This is a genomic window from Prauserella alba, from assembly GCF_024171735.1.
GTDB classification, from domain to species: Bacteria; Actinomycetota; Actinomycetes; order Mycobacteriales; family Pseudonocardiaceae; genus Prauserella; species Prauserella alba.
In genome coordinates, this window is record NZ_JAMTCH010000004.1 from 1402552 (window position 1) to 1421394 (window position 18843).

The 18843-nt window shown below is 69.8% G+C and carries 20 protein-coding genes; 9 read left to right on the top strand and 11 right to left on the bottom strand.

Annotated elements, in window-relative coordinates; all coding sequences use genetic code 11:
• The first annotated feature begins 70 nt into the window (after window positions 1-70).
• Window positions 71-1594, top strand: a complete 1524-nt coding sequence (locus LY12_RS15340) for a catalase (RefSeq protein ID WP_253857154.1) — start codon at window positions 71-73, stop codon at window positions 1592-1594.
• A gap of 105 nt (window positions 1595-1699) precedes the next feature.
• On the opposite strand, the gene catC is transcribed toward LY12_RS15340, so the two are convergent.
• Window positions 1700-1975: a muconolactone Delta-isomerase gene (gene catC, locus LY12_RS15345; RefSeq protein WP_253857156.1), complete on the bottom strand. Its 276-nt coding sequence runs from the start codon at window positions 1973-1975 to the stop codon at window positions 1700-1702.
• Between the two features lie 165 nt (window positions 1976-2140).
• Between catC and LY12_RS15350 the strand changes: the two genes are divergently transcribed.
• Window positions 2141-2926 (top strand): IclR family transcriptional regulator domain-containing protein, encoded by a 786-nt coding sequence (locus LY12_RS15350; RefSeq protein WP_253857158.1) that lies wholly within the window; start codon window positions 2141-2143, stop codon window positions 2924-2926.
• A gap of 163 nt (window positions 2927-3089) precedes the next feature.
• Here LY12_RS15350 and LY12_RS15355 read toward each other — a convergent pair whose 3' ends face one another.
• Window positions 3090-3791 carry a TetR/AcrR family transcriptional regulator gene (locus LY12_RS15355; RefSeq protein ID WP_253857160.1) on the bottom strand — a complete coding sequence of 234 codons (702 nt, stop codon included), beginning with the start codon at window positions 3789-3791 and terminating at the stop codon, window positions 3090-3092.
• A gap of 133 nt (window positions 3792-3924) precedes the next feature.
• Here LY12_RS15355 and LY12_RS15360 point away from each other — a divergent pair, with 133 nt between their 5' ends.
• A complete protein-coding gene (locus LY12_RS15360) occupies window positions 3925-4383 on the top strand; it encodes a nitroreductase family deazaflavin-dependent oxidoreductase (protein ID WP_253857162.1) in 459 nt (152 codons plus the stop codon).
• A 165-nt stretch (window positions 4384-4548) separates the two neighbouring features.
• Here LY12_RS15360 and LY12_RS15365 read toward each other — a convergent pair whose 3' ends face one another.
• From LY12_RS15365 to LY12_RS15375, 3 genes are read right to left on the bottom strand one after another with little or no spacing between them, the layout of a single operon-like run.
• Entirely contained in the window at window positions 4549-5151 is a 603-nt protein-coding gene (locus LY12_RS15365; protein WP_253857164.1) for a LutC/YkgG family protein, read from the bottom strand.
• Complete coding sequence (locus LY12_RS15370; RefSeq protein ID WP_253857166.1) at window positions 5144-6565, bottom strand: LutB/LldF family L-lactate oxidation iron-sulfur protein; 1422 nt, start codon at window positions 6563-6565, stop codon at window positions 5144-5146. The genes LY12_RS15365 and LY12_RS15370 overlap by 8 nt, the downstream gene beginning before the upstream one ends.
• A complete protein-coding gene (locus LY12_RS15375; RefSeq protein ID WP_253857167.1) occupies window positions 6547-7278 on the bottom strand; it encodes a (Fe-S)-binding protein in 732 nt (243 codons plus the stop codon). Before LY12_RS15375 ends, LY12_RS15370 begins: the two co-directional genes overlap by 19 nt.
• Window positions 7279-7576: 298 nt before the next feature.
• Between LY12_RS15375 and LY12_RS15380 the strand changes: the two genes are divergently transcribed.
• Window positions 7577-8395: a nitroreductase/quinone reductase family protein gene (locus LY12_RS15380; protein WP_253857168.1), complete on the top strand. Its 819-nt coding sequence runs from the start codon at window positions 7577-7579 to the stop codon at window positions 8393-8395.
• Between the two features lie 131 nt (window positions 8396-8526).
• On the opposite strand, the gene LY12_RS15385 is transcribed toward LY12_RS15380, so the two are convergent.
• From LY12_RS15385 to LY12_RS15400, 4 genes are all read right to left on the bottom strand, one after another.
• On the bottom strand, window positions 8527-9174 hold the full coding sequence (locus LY12_RS15385) for a class I SAM-dependent methyltransferase (protein WP_253857169.1): 648 nt from the start codon (window positions 9172-9174) through the stop codon (window positions 8527-8529).
• A gap of 172 nt (window positions 9175-9346) precedes the next feature.
• Window positions 9347-10663, bottom strand: coding sequence for a Na+/H+ antiporter NhaA (nhaA, locus tag LY12_RS15390; RefSeq protein ID WP_253857170.1), 1317 nt, complete (start codon window positions 10661-10663; stop codon window positions 9347-9349).
• A 653-nt stretch (window positions 10664-11316) separates the two neighbouring features.
• Entirely contained in the window at window positions 11317-11715 is a 399-nt protein-coding gene (locus LY12_RS15395) for a VOC family protein (protein ID WP_253857171.1), read from the bottom strand.
• A complete protein-coding gene (locus LY12_RS15400; protein WP_253857172.1) occupies window positions 11712-12257 on the bottom strand; it encodes a DinB family protein in 546 nt (181 codons plus the stop codon). The genes LY12_RS15395 and LY12_RS15400 overlap by 4 nt, the downstream gene beginning before the upstream one ends.
• Before the next feature lie 133 nt (window positions 12258-12390).
• Between LY12_RS15400 and LY12_RS15405 the strand changes: the two genes are divergently transcribed.
• On the top strand, window positions 12391-13182 hold the full coding sequence (locus LY12_RS15405; protein ID WP_253857177.1) for a maleylpyruvate isomerase family mycothiol-dependent enzyme: 792 nt from the start codon (window positions 12391-12393) through the stop codon (window positions 13180-13182).
• A 13-nt stretch (window positions 13183-13195) separates the two neighbouring features.
• Here the strand turns inward: LY12_RS15405 and LY12_RS15410 are convergent, their stop codons facing one another.
• Window positions 13196-14170: an SDR family oxidoreductase gene (locus LY12_RS15410; protein WP_253857179.1), complete on the bottom strand. Its 975-nt coding sequence runs from the start codon at window positions 14168-14170 to the stop codon at window positions 13196-13198.
• Between the two features lie 87 nt (window positions 14171-14257).
• Here LY12_RS15410 and LY12_RS15415 point away from each other — a divergent pair, with 87 nt between their 5' ends.
• Together LY12_RS15415 and LY12_RS15420 are read left to right on the top strand one after the other, a co-directional pair.
• A complete protein-coding gene (locus tag LY12_RS15415) occupies window positions 14258-14716 on the top strand; it encodes a GNAT family N-acetyltransferase (protein ID WP_253857181.1) in 459 nt (152 codons plus the stop codon).
• 126 nt (window positions 14717-14842) lie between these two features.
• On the top strand, window positions 14843-15574 hold the full coding sequence (locus LY12_RS15420) for a tyrosine-protein phosphatase (protein WP_301302518.1): 732 nt from the start codon (window positions 14843-14845) through the stop codon (window positions 15572-15574).
• Between the two features lie 5 nt (window positions 15575-15579).
• On the opposite strand, the gene LY12_RS15425 is transcribed toward LY12_RS15420, so the two are convergent.
• Entirely contained in the window at window positions 15580-16221 is a 642-nt protein-coding gene (locus tag LY12_RS15425; protein ID WP_253857184.1) for a GNAT family N-acetyltransferase, read from the bottom strand.
• Window positions 16222-16497: 276 nt separating this feature from the next.
• Between LY12_RS15425 and LY12_RS15430 the strand changes: the two genes are divergently transcribed.
• Window positions 16498-18147: an AMP-binding protein gene (locus LY12_RS15430; RefSeq protein WP_253857185.1), complete on the top strand. Its 1650-nt coding sequence runs from the start codon at window positions 16498-16500 to the stop codon at window positions 18145-18147.
• Between the two features lie 144 nt (window positions 18148-18291).
• Window positions 18292-18657 carry a GatB/YqeY domain-containing protein gene (locus LY12_RS15435; RefSeq protein ID WP_253857186.1) on the top strand — a complete coding sequence of 122 codons (366 nt, stop codon included), beginning with the start codon at window positions 18292-18294 and terminating at the stop codon, window positions 18655-18657.
• The last annotated feature ends 186 nt before the right edge of the window (window positions 18658-18843 follow it).

Genomic DNA, 18843 nt, shown 5'->3' on the forward strand with positions numbered 1-18843 from the left:
GAGGACCGCGGAGATTCCCGGCACCGGCACGCCGGCGTGCCGACGACGCAACGAGGAGGAACCGAACGACATGGCCGCACCCACCGATCGCCCCGCCACCACCACCGACGCAGGCGTCCCCGTCGAGAGCGACGAACACTCGCTCACCGTCGGCCCGGGCGGGCCGATCCTGCTGCAGGACGCTTATCTCATCGAGCAGATGGCCCAGTTCAACCGCGAACGCATCCCGGAGCGGCAGCCGCACGCCAAGGGCAGCGGCGCGTTCGGGCGCTTCGAGGTGACGGCGGACGTCAGCCAGTACACGAAGGCGGCGCTGTTCCAGCCGGGCGCGAAAACGGAGATGGTCGCACGCTTCTCGACGGTCGCGGGCGAACGCGGCAGCCCCGACACGTGGCGTGACCCCCGCGGTTTTGCGCTGAAGTTCTACACCTCGCAGGGAAACTACGACATGGTCGGCAACAACACGCCGGTCTTCTTCATCAAGGATCCGATGAAGTTCCAGCACTTCATCCGGTCGCAGAAGCGCCGCGCGGACAACAACCTGCGCGACCACGACATGCAGTGGGATTTCTGGACGCTCTCGCCCGAGTCCGCGCACCAGGTGACGTGGCTGATGGGCGACCGCGGCGTTCCGCGTTCATGGCGGCACATGAACGGCTACACGTCCCACACCTACATGTGGATCAACGAGAAGGGCCAGCAGTTCTGGGTCAAGTACCACTTCAAGACCGACCAGGGCATCGAGTGCTTCACCCAGCACGAGGCCGACCAGATGGCCGCCGCCGACACCGATTACCACACGCGTGACCTGTTCGAGCACATCGCGGCGGGCGACTATCCGAGTTGGACACTGTACGTGCAGATCATGCCGTACGAGGACGCGAAGACATACCGGTTCAACCCGTTCGATCTGACCAAGGTGTGGCCGCACGGCGACTACCCGCTCATCGAGGTCGGCAGGATGACGCTGGACCGCAACCCGACCGACAACCACGCGGAGATCGAACAGGCCGCGTTCCAGCCGAACAACCTGGTGCCCGGTATCGGACCCAGTCCGGACCGGATGCTGCTGGGCAGGCTCTTCTCGTACGCCGACGCCCACCGCGCCCGCATCGGCGTCAACTACCAGCAGCTGCCGGTGAACGCCCCGGTCTCGGCCGTGCAGTCGTACTCGAAGGACGGCGTGATGGCATACCGGAAGGTGACCGATCCCGTCTACGCGCCGAACTCGAAGGGCGGCCCCGCCGCCGACAGCGAGACCCACAGGCCGCCGACCTGGCAGGCCGACGGCGACATCACGCGGGCCGCCTACGTCTCACACGCAGAGGACGACGACTGGACCCAGCCGGGCACGCTGGTACGGGAGGTCATGGACGACGGCGCCCGCGACCGGCTGGTCGACAACGTCGTCGGGCACCTTCTGAACGGCGTCACCGAACCCGTGCTGGAGCGGGCGTTCGAGTACTGGAAGAACATCGACTCGACGGTCGGCAAGCGCATCGAGGCAGGCGTCCGGTCGAAGCAGGCCGAGAAGGACCCGAAGGCCCGCGATCAGGCCAACCCGGCTCGCAGCACCATGCAGCAGAAGGCCTGAGCGGCAACGACGTGTCACCGAGCGGCCCGGATCCCGCGTGGGATCCGGGCCGTTCCCGTGCTCGGCCCCGGCCGTGCCGGGCCGAGCTGTCCCCTCGCCCGCGCATCAGATGGCGGACGGGTGCTGCGTCAGAGCCTTGACCTGGATGTCCATGTACGGGAACAGCGGCAGGTTGGACAGGATGTCGTGCAGCTCGTCACCGGACGGCACGTCGAAGATCGAGACGTTCGAATAGTGGCCCACGACGCGCCACAGGTGCCGCCACGTGCCGGCTCGCTGCAGCTCCTGCGCCATGGCCTTCTCATCGGCCTTGATTGCGGCGGCCTTCTCCGGGTCCATGTCGGGCGGCAGGTTCACCTGCATTTCGACGTGGAACAGCATCGGCTTCCCTCCTGCTCGGGCCGGCCGCGATCCGCCGGCGGGGTGGCTCAGCGCAACCGAACTTGACACGTCCGGCAGGCCACCGCACAGTACCGAGTAGTCGGATAGCGAACAACTCATACGCATTGCGTCCGCGCTCTGCGTTCAGCGCGAGGGGATCGGGCCGTGGTGAAGGCTCCGGAGGACAAGGACTACGTGCAGTCCCTCGAACGTGGGCTCGCGGTCATCCACGCGTTCACCGATCGCGGACCGCGCCTCACACTGGCCCAGCTCGCCCAGGCCACCGGCCTGTCGAGGCCGACGGTGCGACGCGTCGTACTGACCCTGGAACGCCTCGGCTATCTGCGCACCGACGACCGCGAGTTCTCCCTCACCCCGCGCGTGCTGACACTCGGGGAGGCCTACCTGTCGTCGTTGAAGCTGACCGAGGTCGCCCAGCCGCACATGGAGAACGTCACGAAGGTCACCGGGCACACGTGTTCGCTGGCCGTACTGGACGGCGACGACGCCGTGTTCGTCACCCGCGTGCCTGCCCGACCCGTCATGCGGCACACGTTCACCACGGGAACGCGACTGCCCGCGTACGCCACGTCGATGGGCCGCGTGCTTCTCGCCGAACTCCCCGACCACGAGCTGGCCACGTACCTCGCCGGCGCACCGTTCACCCGACTGACCGCGAGCACGAAGGTGACGGCCGACGAGTTGACGTCGGCGCTCGCCGCGACCCGCACCCGCGGGTGGGCCCTCGTCGACCAGGAATTCGAGGAGGGCGTGCGATCGTTCTCCGCGCCGGTGCGGGACGCCCACTCCTTGACGATCGCATCGCTGAGCATGTCGGTGCGCGCCGACGAACTGAGTGTGGACGAGATCCGCCACGAGCTCCTGCCCGTGGTCATGGAGGCCGCGGCCGAGATCAGCAAACAGCTCGGCGCCGACACCCCGCGCATCTGACCCACGTGTCCTGCACTCAGACACGCGTGTTCTGCGTTCGGCACCGCGTGTCCTGCACCCGTGCCCGCCCCTGCGCCGTGTTGCGGATTCCGGGGCCCGTGTTGCGGATTCCAGGGCCCGTGTTGCAGGTTCCGGGGCCCGTGTTGCGGATTCCAGGGGGAGCTCAGGCGAGGCCGGCGGTGCGTAACTGCAACTCGACGGCGCGCGCGAAGTAGGCGTCGGCCGGATCGAGGGTGTTGGCGAACTGGCCGGTGAACTCCAGCGCCACGGTGCCGAACAGCTGCGTCCACGCATCGACGGCCCGGAGGATGACCACCTCGGGCAGGCCGGAGAGGTCGAGTGCCGTCGCGATGGTGCGCGCCTGGGTTCGCAACGTGTCGTCCGGTTCGGCGCCGTTGACGGGAAGGTCGCCCGCGTGCCAGGCATCGCGCGCGATCCACAGGAACGCCCCGGGGACGCGGCCAGCAGGCACGATGGTGTCGTCCGGCGCGCGGTATCCGGGAACGGGGGTTCCGTAGAGCAGGGCGTACTCGTGCGGGTGAGTGCGAGCCCAGCTGCGCAACGCGTGCGCGGCCGCGCGCCACCGGTCGGCCGGGCTGCCACCGGACGCCGACGCCGACGCCGACGCCGTGTCGAGGGTGTCGCCGAGCGCGTTGTACGCGTCGACGATGAGTGCGGTCAGCAACTCGTCACGACTGGGGAAGTAGCGGTACAGCGCGGACGAGACCATGCCGAGCTCACGCGCGACCGCTCTCAGCGACAGCCCGTTCGCGCCGCTGTCGGCGAGCTGCCTGCGGGCCTCGTCCTTGATCTCGGCCGTGAGCTCGGCGCGGGCGCGTTCGCGTGCAGTTCGATGGGCTGGCATGGCGTGATTCTCGCATTTCAGTGATCAGCGCACCACATCGAGATCAGTGCTCTTGATTTCTGGGCTACTGACGAGGATGCTCGAAAGTGAGAGCAGTGCTCTCGATTGCGACAGGTGATCTCGAGGAGTGGTGATGACCGAGAACGTGCGCTACTTGGAGCCCACACGGCCGGCCGTGGTGTTCAACGCCGTCGTGGCGCGACTGACCCGGCTGGGCGTCAGCCTGTGGGGCAGCAGAGTGCTGTCGGTGCGCGGACGGAAAACCGGCGAATGGCGATCAGTGCCCGTCAACGTGCTGAGCATCGACGGGGTGCGGTACCTGGTTGCGGCTCGCGGGCACACGCAGTGGGTCCGGAACCTGCGGGCGACGGGCGAGGGCACACTCCGCGTCGGGCGCAGGGTCGAGTGGTTCGAGGCGGTCGAGCTCGACGACGAACAGAAGCCGTCGATCCTCCGCGCCTACCTCAAACGCTGGGGCTGGGAGGTCGGCGCGTTCTTCGACGGGATCGATGCGAAGTCGTCGGACGACGACCTGCTCGCGGCCGCACCGGGCGTCCCCGTGCTCCGCATTTCACCCCGACACGACGGCTGACTCATCGACCGGCGGCGGTGCCGATCGCCGCCTGTCGACGTCGGCGGTGCAGCGCTGCGGGGACACCAACGCGCGCAGGCAGCGTCCCGGAACCCGCAACACGGCCCCCGGAATCCGCAACACGGCGAACCCGAGTGCAGGACACGCGCACCAGGGTAAGGCGTGTCAGCCGACGAGCAGGACTTCCAGGGTGCGCGGGCCGTGGACACCCTCGACCCGGTCGAGTTCGATGTCGCTGGTCGCGGACGGTCCGCTGATGAACGTCAGCGGACCCTTGGGATCCAGCCGTTCGACCGCCTCCGGCACGCTCACCACGACCTGGTCCGCGTGCACGACGCACAGGTGGTAGTCGGGCAGCAGCGTCAGCACCCGCCTGCCCTGGGCGTGGCCCGCGTCGAGCACGATGGTTCCGGTCTCGGCGATCGCGAGCGCACAGCCGCTGAGCACCCCGTCGGCCGCCTCCAGATCGGACACACCGAGCGGAGGGTCGTCGGGCAACCACGACACACCGGGAACCCGCCATTCCCACGGCACGCCCGGCGGCACGGCGATACGGCCCCGCCCGTCGAGCCGTTCGGCGATCCGGTACGGCAGCTCTCGCGCCGCGGCACGGTGCACCGTCGCCCGGTAATCGGCGACGCGTTCGGCCAGCAACCCGACGGGGTCGTCGGCCCGGCGAACCCGTTCGTACTCGCGTGGCACCGCGGGCGTCGCCTGCCGATCGACGGCGCGGATCCGGCCGAGGATCTCCTCTCGCGCGCTAGCCACGGTTGCGCCTCCACCACGAGCGGAACGATTCCTTCGGCACCACGGGTGCATCGCGGGTGTCCGTCCACTTGGAACCGGGCCACGGCAGCGACGACAGTGTGCCGTCGCGTGCCAGGAACCGCGTGAGCGAACCCGCCCTCTGCGCCGCCTCGTACCGCCGGCGATCACCGAACACCCACGCGGCCGCCGACATGGCCATCGCCTCGGGCGTCCGTTTCCCCTTCGCCTCCACCACTTCGGCGCGCAGGTGCGTCAGCACCTCCGGAATGTTGATCCGCACGGGACATACCTCGTAGCACGCTCCGCACAACGACGACGCGTACGGCAGGGAGGCCGCCTGCTCGTCGTGGAGGTCACCGGCGAGCTGCGGCGCGAGGATCGCTCCGATCGGCCCCGGGTACACCGACCCGTACGCCTGGCCGCCGGTGCGTTCGTACACCGGGCAGACGTTCAGGCACGCCGAACACCGGATGCACCGCAGCGCCTGCCGTCCGACCTCGTCGGCCAGTGTCGACGTCCGGCCGTTGTCGAGCAGCACGAGGTGGAACTTCTGCGGCCCGTCGCCGGGAGTCACACCGGACCAGATCGAGGTGTACGGGTTCATCCGTTCCGCTGTGGACGATCGAGGCAGCAGCTGGAGGAACACTTCGAGGTCCTGCCATCGCGGCAGCACCTTCTCGATCCCCATCACGGTGATCAGCGTTTCCGGCAGGGTCAGGCACATTCGGCCGTTCCCCTCGGATTCGACGACGACGATCGAACCGGTTTCGGCAACGCCGAAGTTGGCCCCGGAGATCGCCACCTTGGACGAGAGGAACTTGCGCCGCAGGTACTTCCGGGCCGCCTCGGCGAGCGCACGGGGGTCGTCGGAGTCCGGCGGTTCGGGCATCTGCGCGAAGATCTCCTTGATCTCCGCGCGGTTGCGATGGATCGCGGGGACGAGAATGTGCGACGGCCTGTCGTTTCCCAATTGGACGATCACCTCGGCGAGGTCGGTCTCGATCGCGTCGACCCCGCCGTCGGCGAGCGCCTCGTTGAGACCGATCTCGGCGGTCGCCATGGACTTGACCTTGACGACCCCGTCGGCGCCCTCCTGCCGCGCCAGGTCGAGCACGATGCGATTCGCCTCGTCGGCGTCGCGGGCCCAGTGCACCACTCCGCCGCGTTCGGTGACGGCGGCTTCGAGGCGTTCCAGGTACGTGTCGAGGTTCGTCAGCACGTCGTCCTTAATGGACTCACCGGCCCTGCGCAGTTCCTCCCAGTCGTCGAGCTCGCTCACGACCGACTCGCGCTTACCACGGATCGTGGTGGTGGCCTTGCGGAGATTGCCGCGCAGCTGCGTGTCGTCGAGGGCGCGGCGTGCGGCGTCGGGGAATGCCGGGCTGCCCAGCCATGTCACGGGGTTGCGACCCACGGCTCCTCCTGTGTGCTCGCCAGAATCTCGGCCAGGTGCACCGGACGCACCCCCGCCCGCAACCGGGAAAGGCCGCCGCCGATCTGCATCAGACACGAATTGTCGCCGGCCGTCACGACCTGCGCACCGGTGTCCTGGACACACCGCATCTTGTCGGCGAGCATCGCGGTGGAGGTCTCGGCGTTCTTCAGCGCGAACGTTCCGCCGAATCCGCAGCACTGCTCGGCCTGCGGCAGCGGAATCAGTTCCAGTCCCGACACCGCGCGCAACAGGCGCAGGGGTTTGTCACCGACACCGAGCATGCGCAGCGAGTGGCACGTCGGGTGGTAGGTGACCCGGTGCGGGAAGTGGGCGCCCACGTCGACGACACCGAGCACGTCCACCAGGAACTCGCTCAGCTCATACGTGCGCAGGGCCGCGGACGAGGAATCGCACAGGTTCGGGTGGATCTCCCGCACCATGCCCGCACACGAACCCGAGGGTGCCACGATGTGGTCGTAGCCGTCGAACACGTCGGCGAAGGCGCGGGCCATCGGCCGCGCGTGGTCGGCGTACCCGGTGTTGAAGTGCATCTGGCCGCAGCACGTCTGGTCCAGCGGGAACTCGACGTCGCAACCGAGGCGTTCGAGCAGGCGCACCATGGCCTTGGCCGTCTCGGGGAACGCCGTGTCGGTGAGGCAGGTGGGGAACAGTGCGACACGCGGTCCGTTCATGCGCCGGCCGCCCCGTCCTCAGTGGACACCAGACCGCTCGCTCCGTCGCCGTTGTGCACACCCCGAGCGTACGACCTGCGCCGCTCTCACGCGAGGCATTGCGCGCCGTGTGGCGCTTCCGTTACGGTCCTGCTTCGTGACTGCCGGGTCGGCCATGCGTGGCCACGCACGAGAGAGGTTCCCGGCCACCGCGTGATCGCGCGGTGGGCCCGGAGCCGTTCACGAGCACGGGGCCCGCCAGGAAGCACTGCTTTTCGACGGTTCGAATCCCCACCCTCACTCCGAAAGCAGTGCGTACATGAACGATGTCAACAGACCGATCATCGATGAGTTCCGTGCCACGGGCGGCCGAGTCGGCGGTATGTTCGCCGACGCCAGACTGTTGCTGCTCACCAGCACCGGCGCGAAGAGCGGCCTGCGGCACACCACTCCGCTGGGCTATTTCCCGGACGGCGAGCGCGTGCTGGTCGTCGCGTCCGCCGCGGGCTCCGACCGGCACCCGGACTGGTTCCACAACATCAGCGCCGACCCGCGCGTGACCGTCGAGGACGGCGCATTCACCTACGATGCGCTCGCCGAGATACTCGACGGCGAGGAGCGCGACACCGTGTTCGCCCGCGTCGTCGAGGCCGCGCCGGGGTTCGGCGACTACCAGCACAAGACCGCACGGGTGCTGCCGGTGGTCGCGCTCTCGCCCGCCTCCGACGGCCCACCCGGCGGCGGTTCGCTCGCGGACATGCTGGTGGGCATCCACGACGCGTTCCGGCGCGAGCTCGCGCTGATCCGGAAGGAACTGGCGGGCTCTGGGCCGTGGCTGGGGGTTCAGCTGCGCATCAACTGCGTGACGCTGTGCCAGGGACTGCACAATCACCACGTCGGCGAGGACGCGGGCCTGTTCGAGGCCATCGGTGCGAAACATCCGGAACTGACCGACACCCTCACCCGGTTGCGCAGCGAGCACGACACGATCGCCGACCTCACCGCCGCGATGCAGACCGCCGTGCACGACGAGTCACGCGACGCCGCTCGCGTCGAGGTCGAACGGCTCGCCTGCGAACTCGAACGGCACCTGGACCACGAGGAGGAGCAGCTCCTGCCCGCACTCAGGGCGATGTGACGCCGGCGGCGCGGCGGATGTCCGCGGGCGCAGCGTGGCGGCGCTGCAGCGTGTGACGGGGCTCGGCGGGCGCAGCGCCGCGATGCCGCGGAGTGGAGCCGCCGGTGTCGCGGAGCGGGCCCACCCTGCTCCTACGGTGAGCCGGGCTCCGGCGGTTGCGCCGCTCCCGCCGTGGCCACGAGCCGCTCGACGAGCCCCGCCTTGAACCGCTCGCGCTCGACGACGTCGAAACCGTGCCCTGCGAGCAGGTCGAACGGCCTGCGCAGAAAGTGCTCACCGGCCTGGCGGACGGTGACGGTTTCCAGCAGCCGCTGCAGCAACCGGACGACACGGGAGCTGCCCGCGACGTGGTCGACGAGGATCAGCCGACCACCGGGCCGCAGCACCCGCGCCATCTCACCGAGCGCCGCGTCGTGGTCGGGAATCGCGCACAGCCCGAGAGTGCAGACCACCGTGTCGAACGACGCGTCCGGCGACGGCAGGTCCTCGGCACCGGCCTGGCGGAGCGTCACGTCGAGGCCGTGCTGCCCGGCACGGGTGCGGGCGTGCTCGAGCATGCGCGGGGAGATGTCGACGCCGGTGATGCGCACGTCGCCCGGGTACAGCGGCAGGTTGAGGCCGGTGCCCACGGCCACATCGAGTACGTCACCCCGCGCCCGCGACGCGGCCCACCTGCGGGAATCGCCGAACAGCTTGCGTTCCCACCTGGTCATCTGCCGGTCGTAGTCGCCTGCGTGCTGGTCCCAGTACCGCTGCCAACGTGCGCTGTCGGTCGCCACCCGCGCGAGTCTGCCGGATTCGTCCCGGAACGGCGAGCCCCACAGCGACCGGAACGGCGATCACGCACGAAGCGGCAACGAACGCAGGGGCACGACAACACCGGGGCGGCCGTGCCGGACACGACGCGGCCCCGGACACCCGCCACGGGGTGTCCGGGGCCGCGGTGGACGGTCACTTCGACGAGTCGTCGCTTCCTGTCTGGTAGACGTCCGGCACGCCGTCCGCGTCCTCGTCACGGTTCTCGAACTCGTGGATCCGCTTGTACACGCGGTTGCGGGCGCGGAGCACGATCGTGCCGAGCACGGCGGCGATGACCGACCCGGAGAGGATCGCGATGCGGACGTGGTCGTCCTCCGGTGTGCCGACGCCGAACGCGAGTTCGCCGATGAGCAGGCTCACCGTGAAGCCGATACCGCCGAGCAACGCCAGCCCGACGGCGTCGATCCAGTTGAGCCCTTCGGCCATGCGTCCGCCGGTGAGTTTCGTGGCGAGCCACGTGCCGCCGACGATGCCGATGGTCTTACCGAGCACGAGGCCGACCATGACGCCGAGCGAGACCGGCTCCTGCCAGGACTCGATCAGGCCCGAGAACCCGCCGATCGGGACACCGGCCGCCATGAAGGCGAAGATCGGCACGGCGACGCCGGCCGAGAGCGGGCGGAACCGGTGCTCGAAGTGCTCGGCGAGGCCGGGACCGGCATTCGGCCCACCGGCCCGCTCGCTCCGCAGCACGGGCACGACCATGCCGAGCGCGACACCCGCGATGGTCGCGTGCACACCGGAGGCGTGGACGAGCGCCCAGGTCACGATGGCCAGGGGCAACAGCAGGTACCACGAGCGCACCCGCTTCTGCACCAGGAACGTGAAGATGCCCAGCGGAACCAGCGCGAGCAGCAGTGGGCCGATCGCCAGGTCGTCGGTGAAGAAGATCGCGATGATCAGGATCGCGATGAGGTCGTCGACGACCGCGAGCGTCAGCAGGAACATCCGCAGCGCGGCGGGCAGGAACGGCCCGGCGACCGCGAGGATCGCCACGGCGAACGCGATGTCGGTGGCCGTCGGGATGGCCCAGCCCTGCATGGCGCCGCCGAAGTTGAAGGCGACGTAGATCAGGGCCGGAGCGATGACACCGCCGACCGCGGCGACGACGGGAACGATCGCCTTGCGGATGTCCCGTAGGTCGCCCGCGACGAACTCGCGTTTGAGCTCGAGGCCGACGACGAAGAAGAAGATCGCCAGCAGGCCGTCGGCGGCCCAGTGGGAGATCGTCAGGTCCAGGTGCAGCGATTCGGGGCCGATCTTGTACGACACCATGGACTGATACGCCTCTGACCAGGGCGAGTTGGCCCAGATCAGCGCGACCACGGCACCGATGATCAGCAGCGCGCCGCCGACGGTCTCCTTACGCAGGATGTCACCGATACGGCGGGTCTCCGACCACGATCCGCGACCGAACGTGTCGTAGTCGTGGGAAGACGATTGCGACATTCACACTCCAGGGAAGGCAGCGGTCAAGACCATTGCCGACCAGACTTCCCGGCGCACCTGGCCGCCAGGATAGTGGCCGCACACAGGAACACTAGCCCCTTCGCGCCGCCTCGGCCGAGTACGAACACTGCTGACTTGACACGGTGACCAGGCGTTTTCGTGGACGCTCAAGGATACTCCGGCGATCTGGTGACACACTGTGACATGTACCTCGAATGCAGTCGCTTCGCAGCAGCACCGACCGACGGCGACGCCGCCGTCACCCTGTGAACACCTCCCGCGATCGGCCGGAGACTCGCGCAACCGGGACTCGATCCGAGCGCGGACGGACCTCGCGCGAAGGGGAGCAGGCGGGACAGAGAGGTGAGGGGGCGCCGGCCCTTGCTGGGGGTCCAAGGGCCGGCGCCGGCGCGACCCCCTGGGGGAGGGAGGGTGCGCACGTGGGGAGAGCGGCCTCGCGCCCCGCCATGACGCACACCCACGAAACTCACCCATTCGGGTGAGCGCCCGCCCTCCCGGCGCTCGTGTTGCGGTCTCCGGGGACCGTGTTGCGGTCTCCGGGGCTCGTGTTGCGGATCCCGGGGGCGGCGGCCGTCCGCTGCCCCTCATCGGTGCACCGCCGCGGGGTCGTGCCCGCGGTCCGTGTCGCCGGTTCAGGACGCGGCGACGAGCTCGACCTCGAAGCCTTCGCCGTTCTCGAGAAACGCGGCGTAGTGGTCGGGGCCGCCCGCGTACGGGTGCCGGTCTGCGAACAGCAGTCGCCAGCCGTGGGCGGGCGCCGCGGCGGCGAACCGGTCGACGTCACCGCGCCCGCCTGCCCAGAAGGCCACGTGGTTCATGCCCGCCCGCAGCCGGTCGTGCGACCCGGAGCGGTCCGGGCCCGCCTCCAGCACGACGTACCCGCCGGTGCCGTGCCGCCAGCTCTGCCCGCCTCGCCAGCGGTCGGCACACGCGTAGCCGAGCTCGCCCAGCAGCCAACCCCACTCGCGTTCGGCCGCTGCCAGGTCGTCGACCCACAGCTCCAGGTGATGCAGCGCTCCCGTGCCGGTCATTCGCCGGTCTCCCCGTCGATGGATTCGCGCAACAGGTCGGCATGGCCGTTGTGGCGGGCGTACTCCTCGATCATGTGGAGCAGGATCCACCGCAGGTTGGGCGCGCGGCCGTCCGGCCAGGGCGTGTCAGCGAGCCCGTCGAACCCGCCGTCGGCGATCGCCTCCGCGGCAAGCCTGCGCGAGGTGTCCACAGTGTCCTTCCACAGGCCGAACAGCTGCTCCGGGGTGTCGGACGCGGCGCTGCACCATTCCCAGTCGGGGTTCCGGCTCCAATCGACCTCGTCCCACGGCGGCTCGGCTGGCAGCCCGTGCAGGCTGCGCGCGAACCAGTGGTTCTCGACGAAGGCCATGTGCTTGAGCAGTCCGCCGAGGGTCATCGCGGAGGCCGACGTGGTCCGCCGCAGCGCGTCCGCTCCCAGTCCCGAGCACTTCCATTCGAGCGTCTGCCGCTGGTAGTCGAGGAAGCCGAGGAGCTGGTCCTCCTCACCGCCTTCGAGCGGCGGCTCGGTCCTGCCCTGCGCGTCTACGTCTACTTCGGACATCGTCGTCTCCTCACCCGTACTCGACGTGACCAGCGACCCTAGCCCGGCATCGGCGTGTCCGATACGGTTCGACGCAGTTCACGACGCCGTGCCCACCGGAAGCCGCCACCGGAAGCCTGGAGTGCCCGCAGCCATGCTCGAACCGACCGTGGAACCCACGGCCGAAGCCGCCAGGGCCGCTGCACAACAGTTCATCGACCTCGCGTTGTCGGTTCTCGACCCGGCCGTCCCGGTCCCCGCCACTCCACCGTGGACGATCGCCGACGTCTTCGGCCACGTCGCGATGGAGCCGCGCCGCTACCGCGACCTCGCCCGCGGGCAGGGCACGTGGCCGTCGCGCGCAGCCGACCTGCCCGAGTTCAACGAACAGCAGATCGCCTCGCTGCCCGCGGACGACCTCGGGACCCTGGCCGGTCTACTGCGCGCCGACCTCGACGACTTTCTCGCCACGATCGACGAGCTCGGCCCGGAGGCACGCATGATGTTCGACGGCGACCAGGAGATCCGCGTCGACCGTGCCCTCGGCACGCTACTCGGGGAGTTCGTCGTGCACGGCCACGACATCGCGGCCGCACTGGGCCGGTCGTGGCCGATAGACCCCGAGCACGTACCGATGGTGCTGACCGGCATGCACCAGATCATGCCCGGCTGGATCGACCGCGACGCAGCGGCCGGCCACACGGCGACCTACCACGTGCGGCTGCGCGGCGGGCCCATGCAGATCTACTCCTTCCGTGACGGCGCGCTGACCATCGGGGAGAGCGGCCGGCCGCACGTGCGTATCTCCGCAGACCCGGCCACGTGGCTGTTGCTCGTCTACGGCCGCGGAAACCCCACGCGCGCGGCGCTCACCGGAAAGGTCGTGGCCTACGGCCGCAAGCCGTGGCTGGCCCCGGGCCTGGCGAAGCGGTTCCTGCCGCCGTGACTGCCGGCGGCACTCACCACCGCGCCCATGCATCCGGACTGGTGCCGTCGACGTCGGTGACTCCGTACTCGCGTGCGAGGTCGCCCGCGGTGACCGAACGCTGGTTCCAGCGTGCGTGGTCCGGATCGGCGGCCAGCGCGGCGATGCCGCGCCCGACGAACCGCGGAGTTTCGGACTCCGAGAAGTCCGCGGGCGCGACCGGCCCGTCGGCGCGTTCGGGGTTCAGCGCATCACGCCAGGTGGCCTCGGTGACGCCGAAGTGCTCCAGCATCATCTCCGAGCGCATCCAGCCCGGCGTGACCGCGACGGCGCTCGCCCCGTGCGGTGCGAGCTCGTGACCCTGCGAGAAGGCCAGCCGGTTCACGGACTCCTTCGCCAGGTCGTAGAACACCGAGATCCGGTACGAGGACGCGTTGATCTCGGTGGTGCCGTCGGTGACCTCCACGAGCAGGCCGCCAGGGCGTTCGATGAGCAGCGGCAGCAGGAAGTGCGAAGTGACCAGGTGCGTTTCGACGGCGAGACGCAGAATGCGCAGGCCGGTGTCGAGGTCGTGCCGCCAGATCGGGGTGTTCCACTCGGCTGGTCCGCCCTTCAGTTCCTCGCCGCCCCAGATGTCGTTGACCAACACGTCGAGGTGACCGAATTCGCCACGGACCCGGTCGGCGAGGGCGCGCACCCTGTCGTGTTCGAGGTGATCGACCTGGACGGGAATGCCGGTACCGCCCAGTGACGTCACCAGCTCGGCCGTCCCCTCGATCGTCTCGGGACGGTCGTAGTCCGACGTGGCGTTGCCGGCACGCGAGCTGCGGCCGGTGCAGATCACGGTCGCCCCCGCCTCGCCGAGTGCCGCGGCGATCCCGCGCCCCGCGCCACGCGTCGCCCCGGCCACCAGGGCCACCTTGCCACGCAGATTCCCGTCCCCGGCTCTGTGTCGGTCCCCGTCCACGTTCCCTTCCGCGTTCCCCGCCGTGTTCCCGTCGTCCGGCATGACAGCCCTCCTCCGCTCCACTGCCGTTGGTGGCAGCCGACGCTACTCGCGACGTCCGACAGTTCCGGTGCGGCGAGAATGCCCGCCATGGACGATGTGACGATCCGCGCGGCGCGCGACGACGAGCTGCCGTTGCTGGCGGACATGCGCTGGCGCTGGGTGATCGACCGCGGCGACGAACCGGCCACGACGCGGGACGAGTTCGTGGCCGCGTTCGTGACGTGGGCGCGGGCTCACGCCGACGCACACCATGCGCTGATCATGCTGCGGGATGGTGCGGCCGTCGGCATGGCGTGGCTGGCGCTGCAACCGCGGGTCCCGTCACCGCGGTCGACCGACCGGGTGGCAGGCGATCTGCAATGCGTCTACGTCGCGCCGGAGCACCGGTCGGCTGGCCACGGAGACCGGCTCATCGAGGCGGCACTGGCCCGCGCCCGCGAACTGGACCTCGAATGGGTGACGGTGCATTCGAGCGAACGGGCCGTCACGGCGTACGAACGCCGGGGCTTCGCCGTGTCGCCGCGGCTGCTGCAGGTGAAGCCCTGACCCGGCCCGCACGGTCCAACCCGCGAAGTCCGGCCCGCGCGACGGACACCCGCCACGATGCACCCGTGGCGGTGAACCCGGCGCGGGTGCACTCAACCCGCGCCCCGTGCCACGCGTCCACCGCACATGACCAACGGCGTTGCATGCGACAGGAGCCTCACCTGGGACGGCTGCGTGAACGTCCGTGACCTGGGCGGGCTGGGCCACGTGGCACCCGGTGCCGTCGTCCGGATGGAGGAGCCGGCGACCCTCACGGAGGCCGGATGGGCGGCAGTGTGGGCACACGGCGTTCGCACGTTCGTGGATCTGCGTGATCCGTGCGAACACACCGCGGACCAGGCGCCCCGCCCCGAAGGGGTCACGACGGTGCACGCGCCGTTGGATCCCGTCGGCACCCCGTTCTACGATCGCTGGCAACGAATCGACAAGCTCGGATCACCGCTGCACTACCCGGCCATGCTCGAAGAGCACCCGCATCCGGTCGTCGCCGCGGTGCGCGCGATCGCCACGGCAGCACCCGGTGGGGTGGCGGTCCACTGCGCGGGCGGCAAGGACAGGACGGGCCTCGTCTCGCTGGTGCTGCTGGCCTTCGCCGGCGCGACAGTCGACGAGATCTGCGCCGATTACCTGCTGAGCTACCCGCGCATGCAGCCGCGCTTCGATGCGATGGGCGCAGGCGACCAGCTCACCGTCGTCACCGGGCTACTCGCCGACCACAGCACCACGATCGAGGATTCGATCGCCGCCACCGTCGCCCACCTGAACATGCCCGACTTCCTGCTCGACGGCGGCCTGTCGAAGTCGGATCTCGCCGCGCTGCGCACGCGTCTGACGGGAGGCACGCGCCTGCCGGCCTGAGCCCGTCAGGCCGAGCGCACCATCGTGAGCTGGTGCACCGGCTTGCCGCGGTAGCGAACACCGGGCACCGGCACGGGTTCGCCGTGCGGCGTGAACCCCATCCGCAGGAAGAACCGGACGGCGCGTTCGTTCTCCTCGACCGTCTGCAGGTGGCAACCCGGCACGTCCTGCTCCTTCAGCTGGGACAGGAAGTGCCGCACCAGGCCTTCCGCCGCACCGCTGCCCCGCGCGTTCTCGGCGACGTTGAGGTGCAGGTGGGCGGGCCAACGTTCGTCGTGCAGTTCCCCCGCCGTGCGACGGCCACGGAGCTTGGCGACGGCCATGTCGCGCACGGCGCGCGCGAAGAAGCGCCGCGCGGCGGGGTTCCTGAGCAGGCGATGCTGCCGGATCGCGGAGGCAAGCCTCGCGTCCTCGCCCGGCAGCAGGTCGGGGGAAGGGCAGCCGACGAGGTATCCGACGAGCCGGTCGTCGCGTTCGGCCAGCCACACCGAACCCGGCACGGCGTCCAGGTACGGGTCGAGATAGACGGCCGCCTCCGACGCGGGATCGCCCCACAGCGATTCCGTCGGTGATCCACGGCCCGCGACCGCGAACAACTCGCGCAGTGCGGCCCGGTCACCGCTGCGATAGGTCCGAACGGTCAACATCGGCATCACCTCGCCTGCGGATCGCTGCGCGAGCGGTCACCGTCCGCTCCCGATGTCGGCCGATTCTCCCTCACACGGCGCAAAACCGCGGCAGAGCGACGACATCGGCGTCCACTGTCCAACCTTGACACACGTTCACGCACGGCCGCACCATCAGCCGACGGCGGCGAAGGAGCTTCCCCATGACCGACGCACCTGCGATGCGAGGCGTCCTCGGCCGGGACGCGCCCCACGAGGCCGGGTCCGCCGGCAGCCCGGTCGCCGCCGGCTGACGCCATGGGAATCTACGACCAGCGACCGTGGCTGAAGCTGTACCCGGACGGGCAGCCCGACGGGATCACGGTGGAGTTCGACAACGCGGTGGACATGTTCGCCGCCGCGGCCGCGCGCAGGCCGGACGCCGACACGATCCGCTACTTCGACGGCCGGATCAGCGCGCGCGAACTGGACGAGCTGTCGGACGCGTTCGCGGCGGGCCTCGTCGACACCGGGTTCACGACGGGCGAGCGGGTCGCGATCTACGCACAGAACGTGCCGCAGTTCGTCATCGCCCAGCTCGGCACGTGGAAGGCGGGCGGCATCGCGGTGCCGGTCAACCCGATGAACCGCGAACGTGAACTCGAGCTGATCCTGACCGACTCCGGCGCGAGCGTGCTGGTGTGTCTCGAAGGGCTGTACCGCGACGTGGCGGCCGCAGTGCTGCCGCGCACCGGCGTGCGCACGGTCGTGACGACCTCCGAGCTCGAATACCAGTCTCGCGGCGACGAGCGGGTACTCGGCGGGATCGAGCGGATCGCCTGCGACGACACGATCGACATGTCGACAATGCTCGCGCGGTTCCGCGGCACCGCGCCTCCTCCGGTGCGGCTGCGGCCCGACGACGTGGCCCTGCTGACCTACACCTCGGGCACGACCGGTCCACCCAAGGGCGCGATGAACACCCACCGCAACGTGGTGTTCAACGCCCAGACCTTCCGCGAGTGGATCGGCATCGACCACGACGACGTCATCCTCGGCGTCGCTCCGCTGTTCCACATCACCGGGCTGATCGCCCACGTCGCACTGTCCCTGCTCACCGGGGCTCCGCTGGTGCTGCTGTACCGGTTCGACCCGGAGGTGACGATCGAAACGATCCGGGACGAGCAGGTCACGTTCGCAGCCGGATCGATCACCGTGTTCATCGCGATGATGAACGCACCGAACGCCGAGAAGCCCGCACTGGCCAGCCTGACGAAGCTGTACTCCGGCGGTGCGCCGATCCCGCCGAGCACCGTGACGGCGTTCCGGGAGACGTTCGGCCACTACATCAACAACGTCTACGGCCTCACCGAGACCACGTCCCCGTCCCACGGCGTGCCGAGGGGCGGGGACGCGCCGGTCGACCCCACGTCGGGTGCCCTGTCGGTGGGCGTTCCGGTGTTCGACACGGTGGTGCGTGTCGTGGGCGAGGACGGGCGCGACCTGCCGCCCGGTGAGATCGGCGAACTGGTCACGTCCGGACCACAGGTGGTGCCCGGCTACTGGAACAAGCCCGACGAGACCGCGAGGGCACTGCCCGGCGGCAGGCTGCACACCGGCGACGTCGGCTACATGGACTCCGACGGCTGGTTCTACCTCGTCGACCGCAAGAAGGACCAGATCAACGCAGGCGGCTACAAGGTGTGGCCGCGCGAGGTCGAGGACGTGCTGTACGAGCACGAAGCCGTGCGCGAGGCCGCGGTGGTCGGCGTGGCCGACGCGTACCGCGGCGAGACCGTGAAGGCGTTCGTCAGCCTGCGCCCGGGACGTTCCGCCGAACCCGACGAACTCGTCGCGTTCTGCAGGGAGCGCATGGCCGCCTACAAGTACCCGCGGAAGGTGGAGATCCGCGACGACCTGCCCAAGACCGTCACCGGCAAGCTCCTGCGACGCCAACTGCGCGACTGAACCCGAGCCGACCGCCCGTGTTGCGGATCCCGGAGGCCGTGTTGCGTTCTCGGGGAGCCGTGTTGCGGGTTCCGGGGGCCGTGTTGCGGATTTCGGGCGAAAAAGGGGAGGCGGGTACCGAACCGGCGTTGTTACGTTGCCCCGGTGACGGAACGGGCGGCGGAGCTGCGCACCACCATGCGGGCGGCGTTGAAAGACGCCATGAAGTCGAAGGACAAGGCAGCCACGTCGGCGTTGCGCTCGGCCCTCGGCGCGCTCGACAACGCCGAAGCCGTGCCGGCAGGAGCCGCACCGGACACCGGTTCGGACAACGTCGCGGGAGCCGTGCCCGGGGTCGGCACGGCCGACGTCGCACGTAAGGAGCTGACGGCCGACGATGTTACCGGCATCGTGCGCGCCGCCGTCGACGAGCGCAGGGCGAACGCGGCCGACTACGACCGGCTCGGACAGCACGACGCCGCCGAAACCGTGCGGTACGAGGCAACCGTCCTGGCCCGGTTCGTGGATTGACCGCCGCCCGTGCCTGCGCACGGAGCGGCGTGAACCGGCCGAACACCAGGTCGCGCCCGAGCGGGGGTGCGCAAAACGCACGGAGCCGGCCGCAGGCGGAACGACGAGCTCGGTGACCGTGCGGCGGGGGTGCGGGACCGAGGAGGGCAGGCGACGACGGTCACCGGCACGCGGTCACCGGAATCC